Source organism: Paenibacillus sp. 2TAB19, assembly GCF_052115185.1.
GTDB lineage: Bacteria > Bacillota > Bacilli > Paenibacillales > Paenibacillaceae > Pristimantibacillus.
Genome location: NZ_JBFRGE010000065.1, coordinates 1 through 24,624 on the forward strand (window position 1 = coordinate 1; position 24,624 = coordinate 24,624).

Annotated in this window: 17 protein-coding genes; 13 read left to right on the top strand and 4 right to left on the bottom strand. The window is 54.0% G+C overall.

What is annotated here, in order from left to right; all coding sequences use genetic code 11:
• The first annotated feature begins 565 nt into the window (after window positions 1-565).
• The 3 genes from AB4Z33_RS23215 to pruA are packed head-to-tail and all read left to right on the top strand — an operon-like array spanning window position 566 to window position 4,290.
• Window positions 566-1,795 (top strand): ornithine--oxo-acid transaminase, encoded by a 1,230-nt coding sequence (locus tag AB4Z33_RS23215; protein ID WP_442052171.1) that lies wholly within the window; start codon window positions 566-568, stop codon window positions 1,793-1,795.
• Complete coding sequence (gene rocF / locus AB4Z33_RS23220) at window positions 1,792-2,706, top strand: arginase (RefSeq protein ID WP_442052172.1); 915 nt, start codon at window positions 1,792-1,794, stop codon at window positions 2,704-2,706. The genes AB4Z33_RS23215 and rocF overlap by 4 nt, the downstream gene beginning before the upstream one ends.
• Before the next feature lie 36 nt (window positions 2,707-2,742).
• Window positions 2,743-4,290 (top strand): L-glutamate gamma-semialdehyde dehydrogenase, encoded by a 1,548-nt coding sequence (gene pruA / locus AB4Z33_RS23225; RefSeq protein WP_442052173.1) that lies wholly within the window; start codon window positions 2,743-2,745, stop codon window positions 4,288-4,290.
• Window positions 4,291-4,505: 215 nt separating this feature from the next.
• Here the strand turns inward: pruA and AB4Z33_RS23230 are convergent, their stop codons facing one another.
• Window positions 4,506-5,150, bottom strand: coding sequence for a metal-dependent hydrolase (locus AB4Z33_RS23230; protein ID WP_442052174.1), 645 nt, complete (start codon window positions 5,148-5,150; stop codon window positions 4,506-4,508).
• Between the two features lie 36 nt (window positions 5,151-5,186).
• Window positions 5,187-5,348: a hypothetical protein gene (locus AB4Z33_RS23235; protein ID WP_337100056.1), complete on the bottom strand. Its 162-nt coding sequence runs from the start codon at window positions 5,346-5,348 to the stop codon at window positions 5,187-5,189.
• 146 nt (window positions 5,349-5,494) lie between these two features.
• Between AB4Z33_RS23235 and AB4Z33_RS23240 the strand changes: the two genes are divergently transcribed.
• The 6 genes from AB4Z33_RS23240 (at window position 5,495) to AB4Z33_RS23265 (ending at window position 12,345) form a co-directional block, all read left to right on the top strand.
• A complete protein-coding gene (locus AB4Z33_RS23240) occupies window positions 5,495-5,860 on the top strand; it encodes an ArsR/SmtB family transcription factor (RefSeq protein ID WP_337100055.1) in 366 nt (121 codons plus the stop codon).
• Window positions 5,861-6,053: 193 nt separating this feature from the next.
• The gene (locus tag AB4Z33_RS23245; RefSeq protein ID WP_442052175.1) at window positions 6,054-7,085 is read left to right on the top strand and encodes a LacI family DNA-binding transcriptional regulator; all 1,032 of its coding nucleotides are present in this window, start codon (window positions 6,054-6,056) and stop codon (window positions 7,083-7,085) included.
• Window positions 7,086-7,115: 30 nt separating this feature from the next.
• Window positions 7,116-7,691, top strand: a complete 576-nt coding sequence (locus AB4Z33_RS23250) for a glycerol-3-phosphate responsive antiterminator (protein ID WP_442052176.1) — start codon at window positions 7,116-7,118, stop codon at window positions 7,689-7,691.
• A gap of 24 nt (window positions 7,692-7,715) precedes the next feature.
• Window positions 7,716-9,206, top strand: coding sequence for a glycerol kinase GlpK (gene glpK, locus AB4Z33_RS23255; protein WP_442052177.1), 1,491 nt, complete (start codon window positions 7,716-7,718; stop codon window positions 9,204-9,206).
• Window positions 9,207-9,390: 184 nt separating this feature from the next.
• On the top strand, window positions 9,391-11,079 hold the full coding sequence (locus AB4Z33_RS23260; protein ID WP_442052178.1) for a glycerol-3-phosphate dehydrogenase/oxidase: 1,689 nt from the start codon (window positions 9,391-9,393) through the stop codon (window positions 11,077-11,079).
• Between the two features lie 165 nt (window positions 11,080-11,244).
• Window positions 11,245-12,345 (top strand): cation diffusion facilitator family transporter, encoded by a 1,101-nt coding sequence (locus tag AB4Z33_RS23265; RefSeq protein ID WP_442052179.1) that lies wholly within the window; start codon window positions 11,245-11,247, stop codon window positions 12,343-12,345.
• A gap of 292 nt (window positions 12,346-12,637) precedes the next feature.
• Here the strand turns inward: AB4Z33_RS23265 and AB4Z33_RS23270 are convergent, their stop codons facing one another.
• The gene (locus tag AB4Z33_RS23270; protein WP_442052180.1) at window positions 12,638-13,768 is read right to left on the bottom strand and encodes an ABC transporter permease; all 1,131 of its coding nucleotides are present in this window, start codon (window positions 13,766-13,768) and stop codon (window positions 12,638-12,640) included.
• Between the two features lies 1 nt (window position 13,769).
• Window positions 13,770-14,699: an ABC transporter ATP-binding protein gene (locus AB4Z33_RS23275; RefSeq protein WP_442052181.1), complete on the bottom strand. Its 930-nt coding sequence runs from the start codon at window positions 14,697-14,699 to the stop codon at window positions 13,770-13,772.
• Window positions 14,700-15,136: 437 nt separating this feature from the next.
• Here AB4Z33_RS23275 and AB4Z33_RS23280 point away from each other — a divergent pair, with 437 nt between their 5' ends.
• The 4 genes from AB4Z33_RS23280 to AB4Z33_RS23295 are packed head-to-tail and all read left to right on the top strand — an operon-like array spanning window position 15,137 to window position 24,559.
• Window positions 15,137-16,768: an ABC transporter substrate-binding protein gene (locus AB4Z33_RS23280; RefSeq protein WP_442052182.1), complete on the top strand. Its 1,632-nt coding sequence runs from the start codon at window positions 15,137-15,139 to the stop codon at window positions 16,766-16,768.
• A gap of 26 nt (window positions 16,769-16,794) precedes the next feature.
• On the top strand, window positions 16,795-17,754 hold the full coding sequence (locus AB4Z33_RS23285; protein ID WP_442052183.1) for an ABC transporter permease: 960 nt from the start codon (window positions 16,795-16,797) through the stop codon (window positions 17,752-17,754).
• A gap of 13 nt (window positions 17,755-17,767) precedes the next feature.
• A complete protein-coding gene (locus tag AB4Z33_RS23290) occupies window positions 17,768-18,643 on the top strand; it encodes a carbohydrate ABC transporter permease (RefSeq protein WP_442052184.1) in 876 nt (291 codons plus the stop codon).
• A gap of 54 nt (window positions 18,644-18,697) precedes the next feature.
• Window positions 18,698-24,559, top strand: coding sequence for an S-layer homology domain-containing protein (locus AB4Z33_RS23295; protein ID WP_442052185.1), 5,862 nt, complete (start codon window positions 18,698-18,700; stop codon window positions 24,557-24,559).
• The last annotated feature ends 65 nt before the right edge of the window (window positions 24,560-24,624 follow it).

Sequence of the window (24,624 nt, forward strand, 5' to 3'; positions counted from 1 at the left end):
GCTGACCCCCTACCTGCAAAAACGTCAGAACATTCAGACATAACAGTTACCCATCGTCTCGATGGATATTCCTACCTTCTTACACAAACTTCTTGACGCTACCTGAAAGTCGTTGTTTAACGACATTTCATCAAACTAATCAGGCCTTTTTCCACCATGCAGCCAATATCGCCTCAATAGCGGCCTAAAAACGAACTAAAAGAGGGGTTTCTACTGAAACCTACGATTTAGTGGCCCAAACTGCCGTTATTGCGGAGTCTTTGTGGAAGGGGCAGTGCTGAAACGCGAGGGAAGTGGAGTTTTGCTCATTTGTAAACGAATAGGCGCATAAAATGTCACTACAGAGCCGCTATTGATCCCTGTTCAAGCAATCATGGAATGGCTGGGCAATCCTAGGTGAATGCTTATAAAGTGGGTTTGTTTGGCAAACCAAGCTTATGCTTACGAAGTGTGTTTGCCCCGGCAAACACTAAGCTTATGCTTACGAAGTGTGTTTGCTACGCAAACACTAAGCTTATGCTTACGATGTGTGTTTGCCCCAGCAAACACTTAAGGAGAGTGGGAGATGAACAGGGCACATAATGGGATTGAACTGGCAGAGCGCTACGGAGCCCGCAATTATCACCCTTTACCGATTGTCATCAGCAGCGCCGAAGGCGTGTGGGTGCAGGATACGAGCGGCGCGCGTTACTTGGATATGCTTAGTGCCTACTCTGCTCTGAACCAAGGCCATCGCCATCCGCGGATCATTGCGGCTCTGAAGGAGCAAGCCGATAAAGTGACGATCACTTCAAGGGCGTTCCATAACGAAACGCTCGGTTTATTTTATGAGAAGCTTGYCGCTTATACGGGCAAGGAGCGTATTTTGCCGATGAACACAGGTGCAGAAGCTGTGGAAACGGCGGTGAAGGCGGCTAGACGCTACGCCTATGATGTGAGGGGGATTGCCGACTCGAAGGCGGAAATTATCGTGTTCGAAGGCAACTTCCACGGCAGGACGCTGACGGCAACCTCTTTCTCGTCAACGCCGGAGTACCAGCGAGCGTTCGGGCCGTTCACCCCCGGCTTCCGCATCATTCCTTACGGCGACCCGGATGCGCTGGCCGCTGCCGTAGGCGAGAATACGGCGGCTGTGCTCATCGAGCCGATCCAAGGTGAGGCGGGGATTCGAATCCCGCCGAACGGTTTCCTGCGGCATGCCGCGAGGTTATGCGCGGAGCATGGCGCGTTGCTGATCGCCGACGAGATCCAGACGGGCTTCGGCAGAACCGGTCAACGGTTCGCCTGCGACTGGGAGCAAGTTGTGCCGGATATTTATGTGCTCGGCAAAGCGCTCAGCGGCGGCGTGACGCCAATCTCTGCAATCGCTGCGGATGCGGCGATTATGGATGTGTTCGAGCCTGGCTCGCATGGCTCGACGTTCGGCGGCAATCCGCTCAGCTGCGCTGTCGCGACCGCGGCAATCGCCGTCATCGAGGAGGAGAAGCTTGCTGAACGTTCCGCCGAGCTAGGCGACTACATGCTGCAGAAGCTGAGCAGCCTGTCCCACCCGGACATTAAGGATATTAGAGGGCGGGGGCTGTTCATAGGCATCGAGCTTCACACATCCGCGCGTCCCTATTGCGAGAAGCTGATGCAGCTGGGCTTGTTATGCAAGGAAACGCATGACTCGGTTATTCGCCTTGCTCCGCCGCTCATCATTACCGAAGCGGAGCTCGATTATGCGATCGAAAGATTGAGATCCGTATTCGGAAACGATTCTCGATCCGAAGCGGGAGGTGACGAAGCGTCATGACGCTGTCCCGCGTTGCCATTATTAAAGTTCCGTTCGATCTAGGCGCTGGCACGAGAGGGGCATCGTTCGGCCCTGATTGTCTGCTGCAGGAAGCGGGACTAACCGAGAAGCTGAATTCGCTCTCGATTCCGTATGAAATCGCCGCAGAGGTCGTCGCGAGCATGGTGTCGGATGCATTCGACCCGGCTCAGCTGCCGCCTAATATGAAGCACACGGCTGAAGTATATGCGATGAGCGACAGCCTTGCGGGGCAGGTGTCGGCCGTGGTCGCAAGCGGCGCGTTCCCTTTAGTGCTTGGGGGCGATCATAGTATCGCGATCGGCACCATTGCCGGACTCGCCGAGCATTACGCCAATATGGGCGTCATCTGGTTCGATGCCCACTCGGACATGAACACGGAGCATACGAGTCCGTCGGGCAATATCCACGGGATGTCGCTTGGCATCAGCTTAGGGAGAGGGTTCGATCCGCTTACGAAGCTTAGGGGCATCTGTCCGAAAATAAAACCGGAGCATGTCGCGATCGTCGGGGCCAGATCGCTTGATCCGGACGAGAAGCAGTTCATACGGTCGCTTGGCATTGCATGTTACACGATGCACGATATTGACCGGATGGGCATTGCCAGAGTCATGGATGAAGTCATCCGCCGCATGCAGCGCGAGACGGACGGCGTGCATATCAGCTTCGACATCGACAGCGTAGATCCGCGGGAAGCGCCCGGAACGGGTACTCCGGTCAAGGGGGGCTTAAGCTACCGGGAAGCGCATCTGGCGATGGAGCTTCTGTACCAGGCAGGGATCGCAACATCGGCCGAGCTGGTCGAGGTGAATCCGAGCCTTGATCAAGGGCTCAAAACAGCAACGCTTGCAGTAGAATTAATCGGATCTTTACTCGGTGATCAGATTTTGTAAGATGATTAGATTCTGTCCAGCAAGGGGGAAATGCTGATGCGGGAGCCTTATCAGAACGAGCCGTTTACCGATTTCACGATTAGCGACCGAATTGACGAATTTCAAGAGGCGCTCCGCAAAGTAGAGTCGGAGCTAGGCAAGGAGTATTTGATTAAGATCGGCGCCGACCGGATCGAGACGACTACGAAGCGTCGTTCGATCAATCCGTCCCAGACGACCCAGCTCGTCGGCATCGTATCCCAGGCCGATCAGGCACTGGCCCATAAAGCCATTCTCGCGGCGGCAGCGGCATTCGATAACTGGAAACGCGTCGCGCCTTCGGCACGTGCAAGAATGCTCTACAAAGCGGCTGCCAGCTTGCGCCGCCGCAAGCACGAGTTCTCCTCATGGCTTGTCTACGAGGCGGGCAAAAGCTGGGCCGAGGCGGATGCGGATACGGCAGAAACGATCGACTTCATGGAGTATTACGGCCGGGAGATGGAGCGGCTGTCGGAAAGGCAACCGCTCGTTCCGTATCCCGGCGAGGATAATGAGATGTTCTATATACCGTTAGGCGTGGGCGTTATTATCCCGCCGTGGAATTTTCCGCTGGCGATTATGGCCGGCATGACGATGGCGGCGATCGTGGCCGGCAACACGGTCGTATTGAAGCCGGCGAGCGCAACGGCAGTCGTTGCGGCGAAGTTCATTGAGCTCCTGGAGGAAGCGGGACTTCCGGACGGCGTCGTTAATTTTTTGCCGGGATCAGGTACGGAAATTGGCGATTACTTGGTGGAGCATCCGCTGACAAGATTTATTTGCTTCACCGGCTCGCGCGAGGTCGGGCTGCGTATTAATGAAAGAGCGGCAACCGTGCAGCAGGATCAGAAGTGGATTAAGCGCGTCGTCGCCGAGATGGGCGGCAAGGATACGATCATCGTCGACGAGGACTGCGATCTCGACTTGGCGGCGGAGGCTATAACGGTGTCGGCGTTCGGCTATGCCGGGCAGAAATGCTCTGCTTGCTCAAGGGCAGTCGTCCTCGAAGCGGTGTATGATGCGGTGATCGCCAAAGTTATCGAACGGACGAAGCAGCTTAAGGTCGGCAAGGCTAATGAGCTTACTTCGCATATTGGACCTGTCATAGACGAGCGGGCTTATTTCAGTATCCTGAAATATATCGAGGTTGGGCGCAGCGAAGGCACTGTTGTCTATGGAGGAAGCAAAGGCGGGAACGGCGGATACTTTATCGAGCCGACGATTATTAAGGATGTTGAGCCGTATGCGCGCATCGCGCAGGAGGAGATATTCGGTCCGGTGCTGGCTTTCATCCGTGCCGCCAACTTCGAGGCGGCGATCGATATCGCCAACAATACGGAATACGGGCTGACGGGAGCGGTCATCTCGCGCAATCGCGGCAAGTTGGAGCAAGCGCGGGAACAGTTCCATGTCGGCAATCTCTACTTCAACCGCAAATGTACCGGTGCGCTCGTCGGTGTCCAGCCCTTCGGCGGTTTCAATATGTCGGGAACCAATTCGAAGGCGGGGGGACGAGATTACTTGCTGCTGTTCATGCAGTCGAAGGTGGTCACGGAACGGTTTTAGCTAGCGGTATCATACGTTGGCATTTGGCGGTCAGGCGGGGGAGCGAGTGAGGTAAATCTCATGCAGAGTGAGGCTAACCTCACTCTTTATTGAGGTTCTGAAGTGTTTATAAACAAATAGTGAGGCAAATCTCACTCGCCATGATGCTAGGTTCATGGGTAATGAGGTTTGCCTCACTATTTGGCTTACGCCGAGCCGCCTAAGTCCTAAGTACGCTACACGCGCAGCTTGATCGATTTCTTATATAACGGATACAGCCATTTTACTCCGCTTGGCGTGAGAGAGTCCGCAACGAGATGGGACAAATAGCCGAGCGTGGCAACGACGGCGATCCCTTCTATCTGCAGTTGCTGCTCCAAGCCCCAGCCGATCGCAGCCCAGATGAGCGTCGCCCATACGGTATGCGTCATGCCGCGATGCTTCAGCCAAGGAACCCATGCGACAAACAAACCGAAGCCGATGAGCCAATTCATTTGATAGGTGAAGCCGAYATACATCAGGATACAGCCGACTACGCTCACAAGCGCGTTACGGATAGCGCCTTGTTTCATAACAAGGCCGAGCAGAAGCGCAGCAGCGCTGCTTCCAATGAGGATAGGGGAAAYGGGATGACCTGTAAAAAATAAGTAAGCGATAATGCCGATAAACACGACGCCGCCCCATAACATAAGCTCGCGAATGAGCTTCGACAGCTTGCCTAGCTTGCTGCTCAGCATGCTTGTGCCGTCAAGATCGGCAGCTAATGCCGAGAAACCCGCAATACCGATGAATAACGCGGCATGCTGAAGCGTGAACGGATAATAGATAGATGCGGCTCCGCCAATTGCCGCTCCGATGGTTAGATGTGTTTTACCTGTCATAATTCCTCCTGTGACTGACTAGTCGCTGCTTACTGTTCATAAATGTTCGTGGTTGACGCGTTCATTGCGTACCATCTGCTCCAGCTTCTCTACAATTTGGTCATGCAGCGGGTCGCGCTTCAATAAGCCGAAGAACCGTCTGCGCTTTTGCTTTTTTAGAAGCTGCAGCAAATAGAGCTTTTCTTTAAGCGTGAACATAGGTCCACTTCCTTTCGCCTTGCTCGCTAGGGATAGCGATTACGCTTCATTATAGAGGAAAGATAAGCCGTTATGGAAGCGGTACACGGTACGAAACGAAACATGGTATAATAGCCTCACGAAATGATGGAGCGGGTGGGATGAAAATGGATAATCAATTAGCCGCTGCCTGCGAGGATACATGCGCCGGGACTGAAGCCGATATTGCGGATGTAAAAAGCAAGCTCGTGAGCGACGGGACAGCCGTGGAGCTGGCTGATCTGTTCAAGGCGCTTGGCGACCCGACGCGGGTGAAGATCATTCATGCGCTGCTGCAGTCGGAGCTATGCGTGCATGATTTGACCGAGGTGCTTGAGATGGGGCAGTCCGCGATCTCCCATCAGCTTAGGCTGCTGCGGAATATGCGAATCGTGAAGCGCAGAAAAGTAGGGAAAACGGTATTTTACTCGTTGGATGACGATCATGTGGAGCAAGTTTTCACGCTAACGCTACAACATTTAAAGCATGAGTAAACGAAGAGGCGGCCCGTATATACGAGGTTTGCCTCTTTTTTAGTGTTTAGTGTGTTTTTTGGTGTGAATGAAGTAGGTGGGTAAAATTATGAGAGATAATTTTACTTGATTTTTAGTAAAATAATCGTATATTTGTAGATAGAGAAGTAGCGACGGCTGCGAACTGAACCGAAATGCAGGAAGGAAAGTTAGCATGGCTACCATAAAAGATATTGCACAGCAAGCGAATGTGTCTATCGCAACCGTATCGCGCGTGCTCAATTATGATCCGGGCTTATCCGTTACGGATGAGACGCGGAAGCGGATTTTCGAGGTTGCGCAGAAGCTGAACTATAAGACGCTCCGAGAGCGAAACGGGAGCGGGCAAGCGCAGACTAAGGAACGTTACCGCATTGGACTCGTAAGCTGGTATTCGGAGCAAGAGGAGATGCTGGATCCGTATTACTTGGCGATTCGGCTTGGCGCGGAGAAGGAGTGCTTCCAGCGGCAGATCGAGATGGTGAAGCTGTTCGTCCAAGGCGGCGACTCGACTTCTGATTGGTTAGGCGAACCGCTCGACGGCATTGTCGCGATCGGCCGTTTCGAGAAAGACGATTTGGAGCGGTTTCCCGAAGGCATGACGAATATCGTGTTCGTCGATTCGTCGCCGGAGGAAAATCGATTCGATTCGGTTGTTATCGACCTGCGCAAATCGGTGTTCGAGGTGCTCGACTATTTGATTGGGCTAGGCCATACGGAAATTGGTTATATTGGCGGGCATAATAAGGTGAACAACAAGCGGGTGCAGGATGAGCGAGAGCTTGCATTCGTAGAGCGGCTTACCGTGCAAGACATTTATAATCCGGCATTTGTATTTACGGGCGACAATCTGTACGCCGAAGAAGGCTATAAGCTAATGAAAGCTGCGATAGAAGGCGGAAAGCTGCCGACGGCTTTTTTTATCGAAAACGATTCGATGGCTGTTGGCGCGCTGAGAGCGCTGCACGAGGCCAAGCTGCAAGCTCCGCATGATATCTCGATCGTTGGCTGCAACGACATTCCCATCTCAGCTTATATGCAGCCGCCGCTGACAACCGTTAAGGTGCACATGGAGCATATGGGCGAGACGGCAGTGGAATTGCTTGCGGATCGGATGGCGGGCGGCAGGGATATCGCAAGAAAAATCGTTTTGCCTGCCAGACTGTTGGAGCGGGAGAGCAGCGGTCGTCCGAGGCGGAATGACTAGCGGATATCGCATAAGAACGGAGTCGATTACATGCCATTATTGACAGTAGGCCAGAGTGTTCTGCCAGCTGTGCGCAAACAGAAGGATGTGGAGGCGGTTCTCGCCACTCCTTATACGTATATGGTGCTTCTAGGCGGCCATCTGGGTCAATTGAAGCCTCTCGTCGACCTGGCTGGTCAGCATGGCAAGAAGGTGCTGCTGCATGCCGATCTGATCGATGGACTGAAGAACGATGAGTATGCAGCGGAGTTTCTATGCCAATCCATTAGACCGGCAGGTCTGATCTCGACGCGTTCCACCGTGATCGGAAGGACGAAAAAAAACGGACTGATTGCCATACAGCGGCTGTTTCTCATTGATTCGGATGCGATCGAGCACAGCTATACGCTGCTCGAGAAGACGCAGCCCGACTACATCGAGGTGCTGCCGGGCATTATGCCCGATATGATTCGCGAGGTGAAGGAGCGAAGCGGGATTCCGATTATTGCCGGCGGCCTTATTCGGACGGCGGGCGACGTATCGAATGCGCTCGCGGCAGGCGCTTCCGCGATCACGACTTCACGCAAGGAGCTTTGGCAAAATTTCAGTACAGGCAATGAACTATAGATACTTCTTGGGGAGGAATATCGGATGGACAAATACATGCTGGCGCTCGACCAAGGCACGACGAGCACAAGGGCGCTACTGGTCGATCACGGCGGCCATATTGTCGATATGGTGCGCGAGGAGCTTCCGCTCGTATATCCGGAGCCTGGCTCCGTAGAAGCCGATGCGTCATTTATATGGGAATCAGCGAAAAAAGTAATTGCAGGCTTGCTTGCGAAGACAGGCATTGCAGTGGGACAAATTGCCGGAATCGGCATTACGAATCAGCGGGAGACAACCGTTGTCTGGGATAAGGCTACAGGCGAGCCGATTCATCACGCCATTGTATGGCAATCTCGCCAAACGACGCCGATATGCGAGCAGCTCAAGGCAGACGGCCATGAGCGCGCGTTCCATACGCGGACTGGCTTGCTGATCGACGCCTACTTCTCCGGCACGAAGGTGAAGTGGCTGCTTGATCATGTGGATGGAGCGAGAGAGCGAGCGGAACGCGGAGAGCTGCTATTCGGCACGATCGATAGCTGGCTCGTCTGGAAGCTGACAGGCGGAGCGGTACATGTGACGGATGTGACGAATGCGTCCCGTACGATGGTGTTCAATATACACGATCGCCGCTGGGACGATGAGCTGCTGCGCATACTGGATATTCCTGCATCCATGCTGCCTGAAGTACGGTCCTCTTCGGAGGTATATGGTCATGTTGCCCCCGAGCTATTCGGAGCGCCGATTCCAATTGCGGGCATGGCTGGGGATCAGCAAGCGGCTTTGTTCGGACAGACGGCATTCGATAAAGGCTGCACGAAAAATACTTACGGCACAGGCTGCTTCATGTTGATGAACACGGGCGAGCAAGCGATCGTGTCCGATCGCGGCTTGTTGACGACCATCGCATGGGAAGTGGACGGCAAGCTGGAATACGCGCTTGAAGGCAGCGTATTCGTAGCGGGTGCAGCCATTCAATGGCTGCGTGACGGGCTTGAGTTGATTGAGTCGGCAAGCGAAACCGAGGCGCTGGCCGAGCAGGTTGAATCGACGGACGGAGTCTACGTCGTACCCGCATTCGTTGGACTTGGCACGCCGTATTGGAACAGCGATGTTCGCGGTGCGGCATTCGGGCTGACGCGCGGGACGTCGAAGGCTCATTTTGTACGCGCCGTACTGGAGTCGCTCGCTTATCAGACGAAAGATGTGCTTTCCGTCATGATCGAGGAGTCGGGCCTTAAGCTGCAAGCATTATCCGTCGATGGCGGCGCGATCGGCAACAACCTGCTCATGCAGTTCCAAAGCGATCTGCTAGGCGTGCCGGTGGAGCGGCCACTCGTAAGCGAGTCGACGGCGCTTGGCGCAGCTTACTTGGCAGGACTCGCTACCGGCTTCTGGAGCAGCAAGGAGGAGCTTGCTGCGCTTCGTCAAGTGGAGCGGGTGTTCGAACCGGGCATGGAAGACACGAGAAGGCAAGAGCTGTACGATGGTTGGCACCGCGCGGTAAAGGCTGCCATGGCATTTGCCAAGTAATCATGTTATAATAACGACAAGTTAATAACGGTTGGAGACACGGAGAAACCATGATAGCCGCTTTCGTATCCTCGTTTGAGGGGGAGAGCGGTTTACGTGGTTTCTTTTTTTGTTGCTTTAGGAGTAACGAAATACGATCAACAGAACAATAATAGGTATAGAGCGCTGGGAGGCTGCGGAAAATATGAATACGGATACGAAAGAAACGGCTTTTGCCGCACAAAATAGGGAACTTCGATTAGAAGAGATGACACGCATGGAGCTGGACCTGCTCGTCATTGGCGGCGGCATTACAGGCGCCGGCATCGCGCTGGATGCGGTAACGAGAGGGCTTCGCGTTGCTGTCGTGGAGATGCAGGATTTTGCGGCTGGCACGTCGAGCCGTTCGACGAAGCTTGTGCATGGCGGTCTACGCTACTTGAAGCAATTGGAGATTAACGTCGTGGCCGAGGTAGGCAAGGAGCGGGCGATCGTATATGAGAACGGGCCGCATGTGACGACGCCGGAGTGGATGCTGCTGCCGCTTTACAAAGGGGGCACATTCGGCAAGTTCTCGACGTCCATCGGACTGCGCGTCTATGATTTTCTAGCTGGCGTCAAGAGGCAAGAGCGCCGCAAAATGCTTAGCGCCGAGGAAGCGCTGCGCAGAGAGCCGTTATTGAAGCGCGACGGATTAAAGGGCGGCGGCTACTATGTGGAATATAGAACGGACGATGCTCGCCTGACAATTGAAGTAATGAAAAGAGCGGTTGAGCTAGGGGCGCTTGCCGTTAACTATGCCAAAGTGGATAACCTGCTCTACAATAGCGGCGGCGTAGTAGAAGGCGCTGCGGTACGGGATATGATCAGCGACAAGACGTATGACGTTCGGGCAGCGAAAGTGATTAATGCGACAGGTCCGTGGGTAGATGAGCTGCGCGAAAAGGACGGCTCCAAACAAGGCAAGACGCTGCGGCTGACGAAAGGCGTCCATCTTGTATTCGACGGCAAACGATTCCCGCTTAAGCAAGCGGTGTACTTCGACACGCCGGACGGACGGATGGTGTTCGCGATTCCACGCGAGGGCAAAACGTACTTTGGTACGACCGATACGAATTATAAGGGCGATACGGCAACGCCTGTCATGACGATGGAGGATCGCGACTACTTGCTGCAAGCGGCGAACTTCATGTTCCCGCAAATGAAGCTTGTCGTCGCCGACGTGGAATCAAGCTGGGCCGGGCTAAGGCCGTTAATTCAGCAAGAAGGCAAGTCGCCTTCGGAAATATCGCGCCGCGACGAGATCTTCGTCTCGAACTCGGGCTTCATTTCAATAGCGGGCGGCAAGCTGACCGGCTACCGTAAGATGGCTGAGACGGTCGTCGATAAAGCGGTCGAGCTGCTGCGCAAGGACGGCGGGGCTATCGGCATAGGCCGCAGCGATACGAAGGAGCTGCGCATGTCGGGCGGTGATACGGGCGGATCGGCTGGATTCGCAGCTTATGTAGCTGCACAGGTGAAGAAAGGGATGGCTGCAGGCTTGAAGGAAAGCGAAGCGCGTATGATTGCGGAAAAATACGGCTCGAACGCCGAGAAGCTATACGCACTCGCTGATGCAGTCACGGCGAAGTGGGCAACCTCCCACAAGCTGCCGCTAGTGCTTGCCGTACAGCTCCGTTATTCGATGGAGGCAGAAATGACGGTGAAGCCGGAGGACTTCTTTATCCGCAGAACTGGCGATCTATTCTTCCGTATTGGGGAAGTACGCAAGTGGAAAGGCGCTGTAATTCCCGCAATGGCCCAGCAATTGGGATGGACGGCAGAGCAGCAGGCGCAGTACAGCAAGGATTTGGAGCGGAAGCTGGCTGAGGCAGTTGAAGCGCCGAAGCAATAAAAATACGAGAGAGGCCCGCGTATGAGAACGCAGGCCTCTTTTTTTTGTTCTCAATTGGGCAATATAAGTTGCAGAACAAGCAAATTATTCATATAATACATATGAGCATGTATTCATATATAATTCGATTTCGAATTCATAAGAGCAAGTTGGGGGAGATTTAACATGGGCGAGAAACCGCGTGAACGATTAAGCAGCAGCAAGGCCGGCAATAAAGTGGAAGGTTGTGCAGAGAGCCACGAGCACTCGCATGAGCCTCATGAACATGGCGATGGATGCAATCATAGCGCTGATCATGCTCATAAGCCAAGTAAGGATCGTAGTCACAATCATAGCCATAGTCATAGTCACGGCGGACATAGTCATCACGGACACAGCCACCATGGGCATTCCCATGGACCGAACAATAAAGCGGGGCTGCTGTTCGCCTTCGTCATAACGGCGGGCATTATGGTGCTGGAGTTCGTCGGCGGCCTCGTGACGAATTCGCTGGCGCTGCTCTCCGATTCCGGGCATATGCTTAGCGATGCGGCTGCGCTTGCGCTTAGTCTCGCCGCGATGTGGTTCGCCGCAAGACCTTCCTCTGCCAAGCGAACATTCGGGTTCCATCGCTTCGAAATATTAGCTGCCCTGCTTAACGGCGTATCGCTGTTCGTCATCTCCGGCTTCATTATCGCGGAAGCGATCAAGCGTTTCTGGGAACCGCCGACTGTAGCGAGCGGATCGATGATGATCATCGCAGGTATCGGCTTGCTGGCGAACCTTGCGAGCGCATGGTTCCTCATGCGCAAAGGCGACGTAAAGGATAATCTGAATGTTCGCAGCGCCTACTTGCATGTCATCGGCGACGCGATTGGCTCCGTTGGCGCGATAATTGCCGGGCTGCTTATGCTGCTGTTCTCGTGGTACATCGCCGATCCGGTTATAAGCGTTATTGTCGCGCTGCTCATTCTGAAGAGCGCGTGGGGCATCATCAACTCCACCGTTCATATTCTGATGGAAGGCACGCCGCACAGTATTGATGCTGATGAAGTTAAAGCAACTTTGCTCGGCGTAACAGGCGTTAGCGATGTGCATGATCTTCATATCTGGACGATTACGTCCGGCATCGATTCGTTAAGCTGCCATCTTATTATTCGCGATGATGCGGACAGTCAGGCCGTCCTGCGCGAGGCCTTAAAGCTAATCGAGGAGCAATACGGCATCGACCACGCCACGATTCAGGTGGAGAACTCTTCCTTACGGCATGCCGAGCTGCGGGTATAAATAAGACAAACGCCTCTTTTCCCATCGCATTGCGGCGATGAGGAAGAGAGGCGTTTTTGGCATCGGCATGTTTAACTGGAATTTCTCCCGTTAATTATAGCGATTTTGGTTAAATTGAAGAAATAACTGGAGTTCCTCCTGCTAATATCGCTACTTCTGAGAAAAAACGTCTTGTTGGTTCAAAATAACGGGAGTTTCTCCTGTTGTTTTGCGAATAGGTAGTTTTCGCCCAGTAATAACGGGAGTTTTTCCAGTTATTTTGGACGGGATCGATATGGTTACGGCTTTACGCTCATCGCGCTTCCTCGCTAATCGATTTTGTTCGGTATAACTGAGCGCCTACAAGGAAGGAAACGACGCCCCATAGCGCCATGATGCCCATGCCCAGCCAGAAGGCTCCGTTCGTAACGCTCTCCGCATAGATGAGGCCGTCGCGTATGCCGTCCACAAAGTAAGTAAGCGGAAGCACCTGCGTCACCGGCTGAAGCCATTGCGGCAATTGCTCAAGCGGGAAGAAGACGCCGCTTAGGAACATCATAAGCATGCTGGCGATATTCGCCATGCCCATATAAGCTTCGATCGTCTTGCTGAACGACGAGAATAAGTAACCCATCGCATTGAAGACGAGAGCGCCGGCGAAGAAGGCGACAGCAAGACTGAAAATATTAATATGCAAGGAAGCCCCGAAGCCATATACGCCGATTAGCGACAAAATGACGATCTGCACGATGCCGAGCATCAAGCGCACAAGCATGCTCGCGAGACCGTACAGTCCCATCCTGGCCGGTGTCATTCGAAGCCGCTTCAACAATCCGCGCCTGCGTAAGTCGACGAGCTCAACCATGCCGAACAATCCGCCTTGCGCGACGGATAATCCGATCATGCCCGTAAGCAGGAAGTCCTCGTATTTCAAGTCTTCCGCACCGGAAGTGACTGAAGAAATCGTCATGCCGATTACCGGCTCAGCTCCCGCTGCCTCTAGATTGGCTTGTTGAATGAACTTATCCAATACGCCGGAGACAACTTGAGTCGTTACGCTTCGTTCGTTCTTCGTATTGACGATGAGCTCCAACGTAGCGGACTCCCCCGATTGGGGCAATATGATCAATGCGTCTACATCCTCGTTTTTCAGCCAATCCAGTCCTTGCTCCTTGCTGACCGGCGTTTCTTCCTTCAGCTCGAGCACGGGAACTTGGCGCAGCTGTTCGAGCAATTGCTCGGATTCGGTTGTCTGAGCGGGCTGAGATACAGCGATGGTCGCCTTGAAATCATCGTCCCCGCCGCCCGTGAAGATAATCATAAACAACACCATCAGAATGATGGGGAAGAAAATATTCCAAAACCACACCTGCTTCTCGCGGAACATCATCTTAATCTGAGCAACGAACATTTTGTTGAATTGCTTCACGCCGTTACCGTTCAACTCAATCCCTCCATTCCTTGCCGGTGAAGGCGATGAATACGTCCTCCAGGCTCATCTCGCGAATCGAGATTTGCTGAGTACGGTAGCCGCGATCCTTCGTGAAGCCGAACAGATCGTACAGCGTCTCCTCCGGCTGCGCCGTCCATATGCAGAGCGTCGAATCTTCCCTATTTACCCTTGCAACAGCAGGATGAAGGAGCGCCATCTGCTCCGTTACGATAGCAGCCTTCTCTCCGTCCATCAGCGAAAGCCGCACCTCGCGTTCGTTGGTCAACCGATCGATCAGCGCAGCGGGCGTGTCGAGCGCGATAATTTTCCCTTGGTCGACAATGCAGACGCGGTCGCTGAGCTTCTCGGCCTCCTCCATATAGTGAGTCGTAAGTATAGTCGTCTTGCCAAGCTCCTTCAGCTTCAGGATGATGTCCCAAATATTGCGCCGCGCCTGCGGATCAAGCCCCGTTGTCGGTTCATCGAGAAAAATGACAGTCGGATCGTTGATCATGGCGAGGCCGATCGCGAGCCTCTGCCGCTGACCGCMGGACAGCTTTTTCACATGTTTATTGCGTTGGTCGGTCAAGTTAATCATTTCGAGCACTTCTGCAGTAGGAGTCGCTTTGGGGTAAAAGGAGGCGAATAAGTCGAGGTTTTCCTGGACGGTCAATAGATCAAATAGAGCACCGGACTGCGGCTGTACGCCGATCGTCCTTTTGATCTGGTCGCTGTTGCGCTTCCAGTCGAGCGAGCCGAAGGCAATGCTGCCTCTATCGGGCGTCTGCAGCCCTTCAATCATCTCGAGCGTCGTCGTCTTTCCTGCGCCGTTCGGTCCGATGATCGTAAATATTTCTCCGGCTTCGACCGAGAAGCTAATGTCCTCGACCGCCGTAACCGCCCCGAACGTCTTGTGCAGGTGGTTCACTTCCAATACGGGCATAAGGCTTACCTCTCCTTCACGTTCGATTGGCTATACAGAATGATTGTAAAATAACCCAGCACTTCCTCCCAGCGTCCACAGGACGTAATTTAACTCCGTCTGTAGGAGGAGAGAGGTGTTAGGGGATATAGCTTAAATTTCAACTTAATTCAACATAATGTTAACGACATATAACTTAATAAACAGGACCAATCGATTTGAAATCTATTTTAAAGCGGCGTTTTGGTCGATGTACCCCGTGTGATAAGGGATTGTCATCAATGTGTTGGTATTTAGCTGCATAAACAAAATTACAACTTAAATAAATTTGTTAAAATATTTGTTTACAAAAACGAAACGAAATAATACAATAAAGCTGTTAATGTAAGCGCGTACAATTAAAAGTTGAAACTTTTGTTGAAGTGCTTGCTCAATACGAACGAAGCGGGGGATTGGCAATGAAGAAGAGAAATGCGGTTATTACGGCGTCGCTGGCGGCTATGCTGGCGTTGTCGGCGTGCTCGGGCAACTCAGGTTCAGGCAATCATGTAAACGGTAACAAGAATGGCAACGATCCAGCCGCAACGAATGATGCGGCAACGGATAAGCCGGCCGCGCCGCTTGCCATCAGCATGGCGCTGATGGCCGGGCCGAAGACGCCGGATTCGTGGGCCGAGAAGACGCTGGAGGAACAGCTTGCGGCTAGTATGGGCAGAACGGTTGACGTGCAGCCGGTGTTCCTGCCGGATTGGTCGGAGCTTAATACGAAGATCAACCTGCTCATGAGCGCGAAGGATACGCGCCCCGGCATTCTGTGGACGGGCGATACGAAGGAGTTTTTGAAGTGGATCGACGCGGGCGTCGTTCAAGACGTAACGCCTTCGCTTCAGAAGTACGGCAAAGAAATCATCAATTATTATTCGAAAGATACGTTGTTCTACCACTGGGACAGCAGCGGCAAAATGTTCCGCATTCCCGGCGACGTACCGGAAGCGAGCTACATGACAACGATTCTGCGCAAGGATTGGCTCGATAACCTCGGCCTGCAAGTGCCTAAGACGCTCGATGAGTACGTCGCGGTGCTGCGCGCGTTCGCGAACGACGATCCGGACGGCAATGGCAAGAAGGACACATACGGCTTGTCCGGCGACAACTATTATCGCAGTCTTGCTCCGTTCTTCTATGCCTACGGCGTCGATGTGGAAAACTTCATTAAACAAGAAGACGGAAGCGTGAAGTTCGGCTCGGTTATGCCGGAAGTGAAGCCTGTGCTGGAGCTGCTGCAGACGCTTTATAAGGAAGGCGTTATCGATCCGCGCATGTCGACGGCGGCGAACAGCGACGACGAGAAGGTTAACGAGATTTTCGCATCGGGCAAGGTCGGCTCGTTCTACCGCTTCGTCGATTATTTCAACCCGGGCAACTCGGCAGCCATTTCGTTCAAGAAGCTGAACCCGACAGGMGAATATATCGCTATTCATCCTGTTACAGGACCAGACGGCTTCGGTTCGGATCAACCTGATCCGCGCATTGGCTGGTGTTACTTGGTCGTAACGGATGCGGCCGATGCGGACAGCGCCGTTCAAGTGCTGAACACGATGGCGACACCGGATACATTCAAGCTCCTCGCATTCGGCAAGGAAGGCGAGCATTACGAGATGAAGGACGGCATCTTCACGCCGACCATTACGCCGGACGAAGGCAATAAGCTCGGACTTGGCAACTTCGGCTGGTACATTCAGCGCAAGGACGCGGCGAATATCAAGAACGTGCCTGCCGTTACGGAGCTGTTCGAGAAGAAGCTGGAGACGTCGCAGCCGATGCGCGACAAGATCGTTGTGTTCAAAGCGCTCGACAGACCGGAGTGGGACAAATATTCGGCGGACATTAAGAAAGCGCGCGACGAGCTGTTCTGGCTCATCATTACGGGCAAGAAGCCGGCAAGCGCGTTCGACGACTTCGTGAAGCAATACGAGAAGCTCGGCGGCAAACAGATCGACGAGGAAGCTGCCGGCCTATTCGAGAAGCAGCAACAGGATTATGTCGAGTACGACAAATGGTATGAGACGAACATTGAGCCGTTCAAATAAACCGGCAAGGCAGGAGGGGAAGCGGAATGGAGGCATTAAGAGAGACGTCGCCTATCGTCGGTAAGACCAGCGTTGCCTCCAGAAGGGCGCTGTGGAAGGACTTGGTCCGGGATAAATATTTGTATCTGCTACTGTTGCCGGGTCTACTGCTTATTCTCGTATTTCGGTATGCGCCGATGTACGGCATTGTCATCGCCTTTCAGGATTACAACATTTTCAAAGGAGTAGGAGGGAGCGAGTGGGTTGGATTGGATCAATTCACCCGCTTGTTCGGCTCCCCTGATTTCTACGAAATATTGCGCAACACGGTGCTCATCAGCCTATACAAGCTGGCAGCCTCCTTCACAATTCCGATCGTGCTGTCGCTGCTGCTGAACGAGCTGAGGCATCTTGCATTCAAGCGAGTGACGCAATCGATCATCTATTTGCCGCATTTCGTGTCCTGGGTTATTTTTTCGGGCGTCATCATTTCTTTTCTGAATCCGGTGGACGGCCTGATTAATACGGTGATTGCGAAGTTTGGCGGGAATCCTATTGATTTTCTCGGGAACACCTCCTATTTTCGCTCGATACTCGTCATTAGCGACGTGTACAAGGAGGTAGGTTGGGGAACGATCATCTATCTTGCGGCGATTGCCGGGGTGAACGCCGATCTGTACGAGGCGGCCCGGATGGACGGGGCGAACAAAGCTCGCCAAATGTGGCATGTGACGCTGCCGTCTATTCGCCCCGTCATTATTATTTTGGTCATTCTAAGCCTCGCGAACATTCTTGAGGCCGGCTTCCAGCAAGTGTTCTTGCTCTACAGCCCGCTCGTCTACGAGGTTGGCGACATTATCGATACGTATGTGTACAGGGTCGGCATACAGGAAGCGAATTACAGCTATGCAACGGCGGCCGGTCTGTTCAAGTCGCTTGTGGCTATGGTGCTGATCGTGTCCGTCAACAAGCTGGTGAAGCTGAGCGGGCAGGATGGCCTGTGGTAAAGGAGGAGCAAACTTGAGTCTATCTGTAGGCGAAAAAATTTTTTCATACGCGAACTATTTGTTCTTCATCGCAGTCATGCTGCTGATGCTTTATCCGTTCTGGTATATGGTGATGGGCTCGTTCAGCGATCCGGTATATGTGGCAAACGGCGGCTTCTTCTTGAAGCCGGCCGGCTTCTCAATCTCGGCTTATGAGGCGGTGCTGCAAAATGTATCGATCTTATCGGGCTTCAAAGTAACGGTTATAACGACGATCGGCGGAACGGTTATCGGCACGTTCCTCACGGCGACGACCGCTTATGCGATCTCGAAGCGGAGGCTTCGCGGCAGAATGCTCTTCTCGTTCCTCATTCTGTTCACGATGCTGTTCAGCGGCGGTCTTATTCCGTCTTATCTGCTGATCAAGGAACTGCATATGATTGACACCTATTGGGCGCTCATCTTGCCGGCGGCGCTGGGGGCGTGGAATATTTTCGTCATGCAGAGCTTCTTCCGCGGCATTCCCGATGAGCTGGAGGAAGCGGCCAAGATCGACGGAGCGAACGACTTGACCGTCTTCTTCCGCATCGTGCTTCCGCTGTCGAATGCGGTAATGGCCACGATTGGGCTATTTATTGCGGTCTGGTATTGGAACGACTTCTTCTCGTCGGTGCTGTATGTGACGGAGAAGGATATGTGGCAGCTGCAGATGGTGCTGAAGGATCTGATCAGCAATACGTCCGCTGCCATTATGCAGGCGGGCATATCGGTCAGTTACCAAGGAGACGTGAACGAGTTCACGATCAAGATGGCTTCGATTATCGTGTCGAGCATACCGATTCTGCTCGTGTACCCTTTCTTGCAAAAACATTTTGTCAAAGGGGCGCTTATCGGGTCGGTGAAAGGTTGAGATAGCGGATTGCGGCTTATGCGGATAGAAAAGCAATAAAGGAGGAATACGGTTTTGAGGAAAATAACATGGTTAACGCTTATCGTGCTTTTGTTCAATACGATTGCAGTAGGGGCGGTCTCTGCGGCCGAGGAGCAGGGGGAGACCGGAGAAGCGTGGACATCGGTGCTGGACGGCTTCGTCGAGGTTGATCCGGAGACGAAAGATACGCTGAAGCTGAACGGAGAGCTGTTCCGGTTCGCGTCGCTCAATTATCCGGGAGGCATTAGCGATACGCCGTTCGCGCAGGAGGATGCGATTCGCACGCTGGCGGAGATGGGCGGCAAAGTGACGCGCAGCTATGTGCTGCCGGTTAAGCGATATGACGATTCGAATGTTTCGAGCGCTTATGTGCTGGGACCGGACGAGGACGGGGTCATGCAGTTCAACGAAGAGAACTTCAAGAAGCTCGACCGTTTGCTCGCTTTGGCGAATCAATACGGCGTGCGGGTTATCATCCCGTTCGTTGACCAATGGCAGTGGACCGGCGGCATCGAGAGCTATGCGGCGTTCCGCGGCTACCCGATCTCGGGCGATGCGGCGAACGACCCTGACGCTTGGAATTTTTACACGGACCCTGCGATCAAAGCGGATTTCAAGCAGGTTATCAGCTATACGATGAACCGCGTCAACTCGTACACAGGCGTGGTGTACAAGGAAGATCCGGCGATTCTGGCATGGGAGACGGGCAACGAGCTTGGCGGCTACAACCAGGATAAGTTCCCGCAGGCGTGGACGACCGAGATGGCGGCGTATATCCAGTCCGAGCATCCGGAGCAGCTAGTGCTCGACGGACGGTTCGCGATCCATCCGGATTCGCTCGCGGATCCGAATATCGACGTGGTGGGGAACCATTTTTATACGGGCAACTTTATCGATAAAATCAATGCGGACCGCGCTTCGGCCACGGGGAAGAAGCCTTACATTCTAGGCGAATTCGGCTTGTATACAAAGGCGGCTCCGGTGGACGCTCTGTTCAATACGGCGCTGCAGAACGGTACGAGCGGCGTCATGATCTGGAGTCTTCGTCCGCATAAGGACGACGGCGGCTTCCTTTGGCATGACGAGGACCCGGGCAACTGGTCTTCCTATCACTGGCCGGGCTTCTCTTCCGGCGATTGGTACGACGAGACGAACATTATACGTACGGTCTATAAGTACGCGCACTATATGAATATCGATGATAGAGAGAAAGATAGCGACGTGCCGGCTATTTCCGTACCTGCGAATGCACCGGTACTGTTCGATATCGATTCGGTCGCGAATATGAAATGGAAGGGCTCGGTCGGTGCGGCTGGCTACGAGATTCAGCGCTCTAGGGACGGCAACGATTGGGTAACGGTGGAGGAGAGCTTCTCCGATGGCGGCAGAGCGGGGACGCCTGCGTTCCATGACGAGCTGGCGATTACCGGCGAGCATTACTATTACCGCGTAAGAGGCGTTAATGAAAGCGGAGCATCCGATTGGTCGAATATCGTAGAGACGACTGCGACGCATATCGTAACGGATGAGCTTAGCCTGCTCTATAACGATAACGAGAAGCGGAAAGTATATGCTTACGATCATTCTGCAAATCTCGTAACGAATGCAGACGTATGGAATGAGCAAGGTGTCGGCTTCAAGGCTTCGGTAACGGGAGCCGAGTTCGGGTATTTGACTTACGGCTCGCCTGTGCCGATTCATCGTCTCGCGGTGAAAACGCTTGGAGGCGGCGTGCCGCAGTTTATGATTTCCGCGACGAATGGCGGGTTTGCAGAGGCGCCCGAGGAAAGTGTATCCGTAGCTGATGATGCCGATGGAAAAGTGTACACGCTGACGGATTTGCCTGCGGATACACGTTTCGTGAAGCTACTCGTCCCGGGAAATTCCTCGCTTCGCGTAGATCGCGTGGAACTGGAGTATTTGTATGACGGTGAAGGTTATGTGGCGCTTGAACCGATAACGCGCGGCGGCTTCATCGTCGATTCCGAATTCACGGATTTGCCGGATGCGATGAGCGCGAATATGGCAGTGGCGGATGGAGCGCTGACGGTTGAAGACGCCGAGGCGGGATTTGTGCAGTACCGTACGGGCGGCGACATCAATTCGTATCGGGTCATGAGTAAATCCGCGGCAGCTGGCGCTGCTCCGCTAACCTTCGAGGCTTCGCTTGACGGCGTGCACTTCACGGAGGTGCAGTCTGCGGTACAGTCGATCGTGAACGAGGATGACAGCGTAACGACGATTTATTCCGATTTTGCCGTGAAGACGGGCACTCGTTACTTGAAAGTGGGTTTCCCGGCAGGAGCGGTGGACGATGGGTTGACCGTGACGCGAGTGGAAATCGGTTATGGCAAGCATATGATCCCGCTCACCGATAAACCGCCGGTTAACGTGCTGGAGGATGGGGAGTATTACTTCGGCAACGATGAGAAGTTGAAGGAAGCCTATACGGCAGATGACGGCGGCGACGCTATTGAGGCATCCATTGAGAGTGTCGTCAAAAACGGCGGCAGCTACGGCATGAAGGTGGATTACGGTTTTGACGCCAATTATTATGCAGGTTTGACGAAGGAGCTCGGAGGAGCGGACTTGTCCGGCTTCGACGCCTTGCAAGCATGGGTAACGCCGGATGATTCGGGCAATAAGCTTCGGTTCAGATTCAAGCTGGGCGACCATTCCGTATGGGAAGCGGAGAAGGTGCTGTCCGGAACGGAAGGGCGCACGATTCAGATCAAGTATGATGAATTCGAGCAACCGTCTTGGGATACGCCGGTCGCGGGCATGGATATGGGCGACGTTCAGTCGTTCTCCATCTATGTCAGCTCCGATGCTGCGGCAAGCGCGAATAGCGGCACGATCTACTTGGACGACATTCGGGTAGCGAGCGCGACGAAGCTGGACAATTATGAGAGCTACGGCGGGTACGATACGCTTGTGCAGAAGGCATACAGTCGGAATTCAGGCGGCGGCAAGTTCGATGTGTCGCTTACGGGCGAGCACAAGTCGGAAGGCGCTTACGGGCTTAAGCTCGATTACGATGTAGCTGCGGCCGGTTATGCTGGCGCCACGCTGAACCCGAATTACTTGAACCTGTCGGGTTATGACGGTTTCTCGATGTGGTTCAAACCGGACGACTCGTATAACAAGCTCGTCATTCAGTTCACGACGGAGGACGGGAAGTTCTGGGAGACGTCGACGACGATCAAAGGCACGGACGCAAGGCTGATGTACGTGCCGTTCGCGAAGTTCAGACATCCGAGCTGGTATGGCGGGGACGCAAATGCCGTGCCGGATGCCAGCAAGAACATAATTGCTTTCTCCATCTATATCAACAAAGATGAAGGGAAAACGAAAGCGACCTCGGGCACGGTGTATATCGACGACATTAACGGCGCTCTATTTAACGAGAAATTGGCGAATGCGTCGGTGACGATTAACGATGCGCAGGAGGGCGAAGGGCAAGAGGCAGAGGTAGTAGCGGCGTTTCCTTACACGGTAAGCGGAACGGGTCCTGCCGGCGAGTATGTCACGATCCGAGTCGGACAGCAGCAGTTCAATGCTCTGATTAATGAAGAAGGTGCTTGGAGCTATGACATTCCGCGCATGGTGAACGGCGAAGGCCGCGAGATACGCGCGGCGATCGAGCTGTATGACGAGACGGCTATTGTCTCGGATACGATAATGGTGAATGTTAACGTACCGGGCAATACGTATCAGGAGATCGAGAACGGCGGCGGCACGGACCCGGTCGATACGACCAATTACAGCTTGAACGGCAGCTTCGATGAAGTGGTCGATGCGGCCGCATGGCCATTGCTGCCTAAGCATTGGACGCATAAGGATGCCGAGGGCAATGATATCACGAACGGCATCGTGAAGCTGGAGGGCAACGCGCGTACGGGCGACTACAAGCTCGTTCATTATAACGGCAGCCCTTATGAGGCCATCTCTTCGCAGAAGGTGACGGGCTTGGCTGAAGGGATCTACGAGCTGACTGCTTGGACACGCTCGAAGGACGGCAATCCGCAGCTTGCGGAGATGACGGCTGCGGCGTCTGGCGAGGCCGCGGTGAGCGAACCGCTCGAAGCGGGTGAAGGCACGTGGGTGAAGCAGACAATAACGGGCATCGCAGTTACGGATGGCGAGCTTACGATCGCGTTCCGCTCAAAGAGCACGGCGGGCGACTTCTGGATCTCCGTCGACGATGTGTCGCTGACGAAGATCGGTAACATCAACTACGCGGTTAACGGCGGCTTCGAGAGCTTCACGGTAGACGCGTCGTCTGGCGCGATGCTGCCAGACTCATGGGTTAGTATGAATGAAGCGGGAGATGTTGTTACGGACGGCACGGCCAAGACGGAAGCATCGGCGTCCAGCCATTCCGGCAGCTATCAGCTTGCTCATTGGAAAGACGTTGCCTATAAGATAACGACGTCGCAGGAAGTGACGGGCTTGAAGGACGGCACGTATGAGCTGCGGGCTTGGACGAGATCGAAGGGCGGCCAGGCGAAGGCGGAAATGAGAGCGAGCGGCTACGGCGGCGCGGTGCTTAGCGATACTATTGAGGAAGGCGAATCCACATGGGTACAGCAGCGAATCAGCGGCATTCAGGTGAAGAGCGGCAAGCTTACGATTTCGTTCTACTCGGATTCGGTTGCGGGAAGCTGGATCGTCGCCGACGATGTAGAGCTGATCCGTACCGGTAATCTGACGGGCGGCGGACCTGGGGACGGCGAAGGCGAAGAGTCGGGCGGAGGCAACTCGGGCGGGGGAACAGCGCCTGAAGAGACCGGCAAGCCAAAAGCTTATTCGCAAGCCGATATCGCTGCAGCAATAGAAGATGGCGTATTGTCGCTAGCCGCCAATGCGTTCGGCATCCAAGTTCCTGCAGGCGCTGCAGAGTGGATCGGCGATGCTGATCTTGCCGTGGCTGGAGCGGGAGCGGAGCTTGTTATTCCGGCTGAAGTATTGAAGCAGTTGGCAGCGCTTGTTAAGGATGAGCAGGGAAATGCCTTCATTACGATCAAAATGCTCAAAGCGGATGCTGACCGTATTGCGAAGCTATTAGCTTCGGCAAGCGCGAACCATGCTGCTGAGCTCATTGCGGCAGGCGAGTTCTACGACTTTGAATTGTCTGTTACTAATGCAGCGGGCGAAGTTAAGCAGCTATCTGCCTTYGCTGCGCCAATTACAGTGAAGCTGAAAGCTTCATCTAGCGTTGCGGACGGATTTATCGGGCTCTACTATGTTAGCGGTGATGGACGTATCGTATATGCCGGCAATGGTAAGGAAGGCACATCGCTTAGCGCGGATGTGAACCATTTCAGCACGTATGGCATCATACGCTACAACAAAAATTTCACCGATGTGCCATCCTCGCACTGGGCAAGCGCTGCGGTGCAGGAGCTCGCGGCGAAGCAAGTGATTGAAGGCGTAAGTGCGACCAGCTTCGCGCCTAACGCGACCGTGACGCGTGCGCAATTCGCAGCGATGCTCGTCCGCGCGCTCGGCTGGGAAGCGACAGGCACGTCGACGTTTGCCGACGTGGCTGGCGATAGCTGGTATTCGGCCGCGGTAGCGACGGCTGTTCGCGGCGGCATCGTGAATGGCCGCAGCGCGACAACGTTCGCGCCGAACGAGATGATTACGCGCGAGGAGATGACGGTTATGCTCGTGCGCGCTTATTCGAAGCGCAGCGGTACGCCAGCACTTGCAGCTGCGGAACCGGCAGCGTTCAAGGATGCCGCTGCTATTAGCGGCTGGGCGAAGGCGGCTGTTGATGCAGCCTTCGAACTGAAGCTGTTGCAAGGCGACGGGAAAGGTAGCTTCCTTCCGCGCGGCAATGCAACCAGAGCCGAAAGCGCACAAGTCATTTACAAGCTGCTTCAGCAGTAGCGGCAGCGTCTGACAAGGGGACCGGGAATATGCCCGGTCTCCCTTTTTGGGTTAGGGCAAGCTCG

What these genes read in the sequence shown, in the direction of transcription:
- rocF (WP_442052172.1), top strand. Translation starts at nt 1,792, where the DNA reads ATGACGCTGTCCCGCGTTGCCATTATTAAAGTTCCGTTCGATCTAGGC.
- pruA (WP_442052173.1), top strand. Translation starts at nt 2,743, where the DNA reads ATGCGGGAGCCTTATCAGAACGAGCCGTTTACCGATTTCACGATTAGC.
- AB4Z33_RS23235 (WP_337100056.1), bottom strand. Translation starts at nt 5,348, where the DNA reads ATGTTCACGCTTAAAGAAAAGCTCTATTTGCTGCAGCTTCTAAAAAAG.
- AB4Z33_RS23240 (WP_337100055.1), top strand. Translation starts at nt 5,495, where the DNA reads ATGGATAATCAATTAGCCGCTGCCTGCGAGGATACATGCGCCGGGACT.
- AB4Z33_RS23245 (WP_442052175.1), top strand. Translation starts at nt 6,054, where the DNA reads ATGGCTACCATAAAAGATATTGCACAGCAAGCGAATGTGTCTATCGCA.
- AB4Z33_RS23250 (WP_442052176.1), top strand. Translation starts at nt 7,116, where the DNA reads ATGCCATTATTGACAGTAGGCCAGAGTGTTCTGCCAGCTGTGCGCAAA.
- glpK (WP_442052177.1), top strand. Translation starts at nt 7,716, where the DNA reads ATGGACAAATACATGCTGGCGCTCGACCAAGGCACGACGAGCACAAGG.
- AB4Z33_RS23260 (WP_442052178.1), top strand. Translation starts at nt 9,391, where the DNA reads ATGAATACGGATACGAAAGAAACGGCTTTTGCCGCACAAAATAGGGAA.
- AB4Z33_RS23265 (WP_442052179.1), top strand. Translation starts at nt 11,245, where the DNA reads ATGGGCGAGAAACCGCGTGAACGATTAAGCAGCAGCAAGGCCGGCAAT.
- AB4Z33_RS23285 (WP_442052183.1), top strand. Translation starts at nt 16,795, where the DNA reads ATGGAGGCATTAAGAGAGACGTCGCCTATCGTCGGTAAGACCAGCGTT.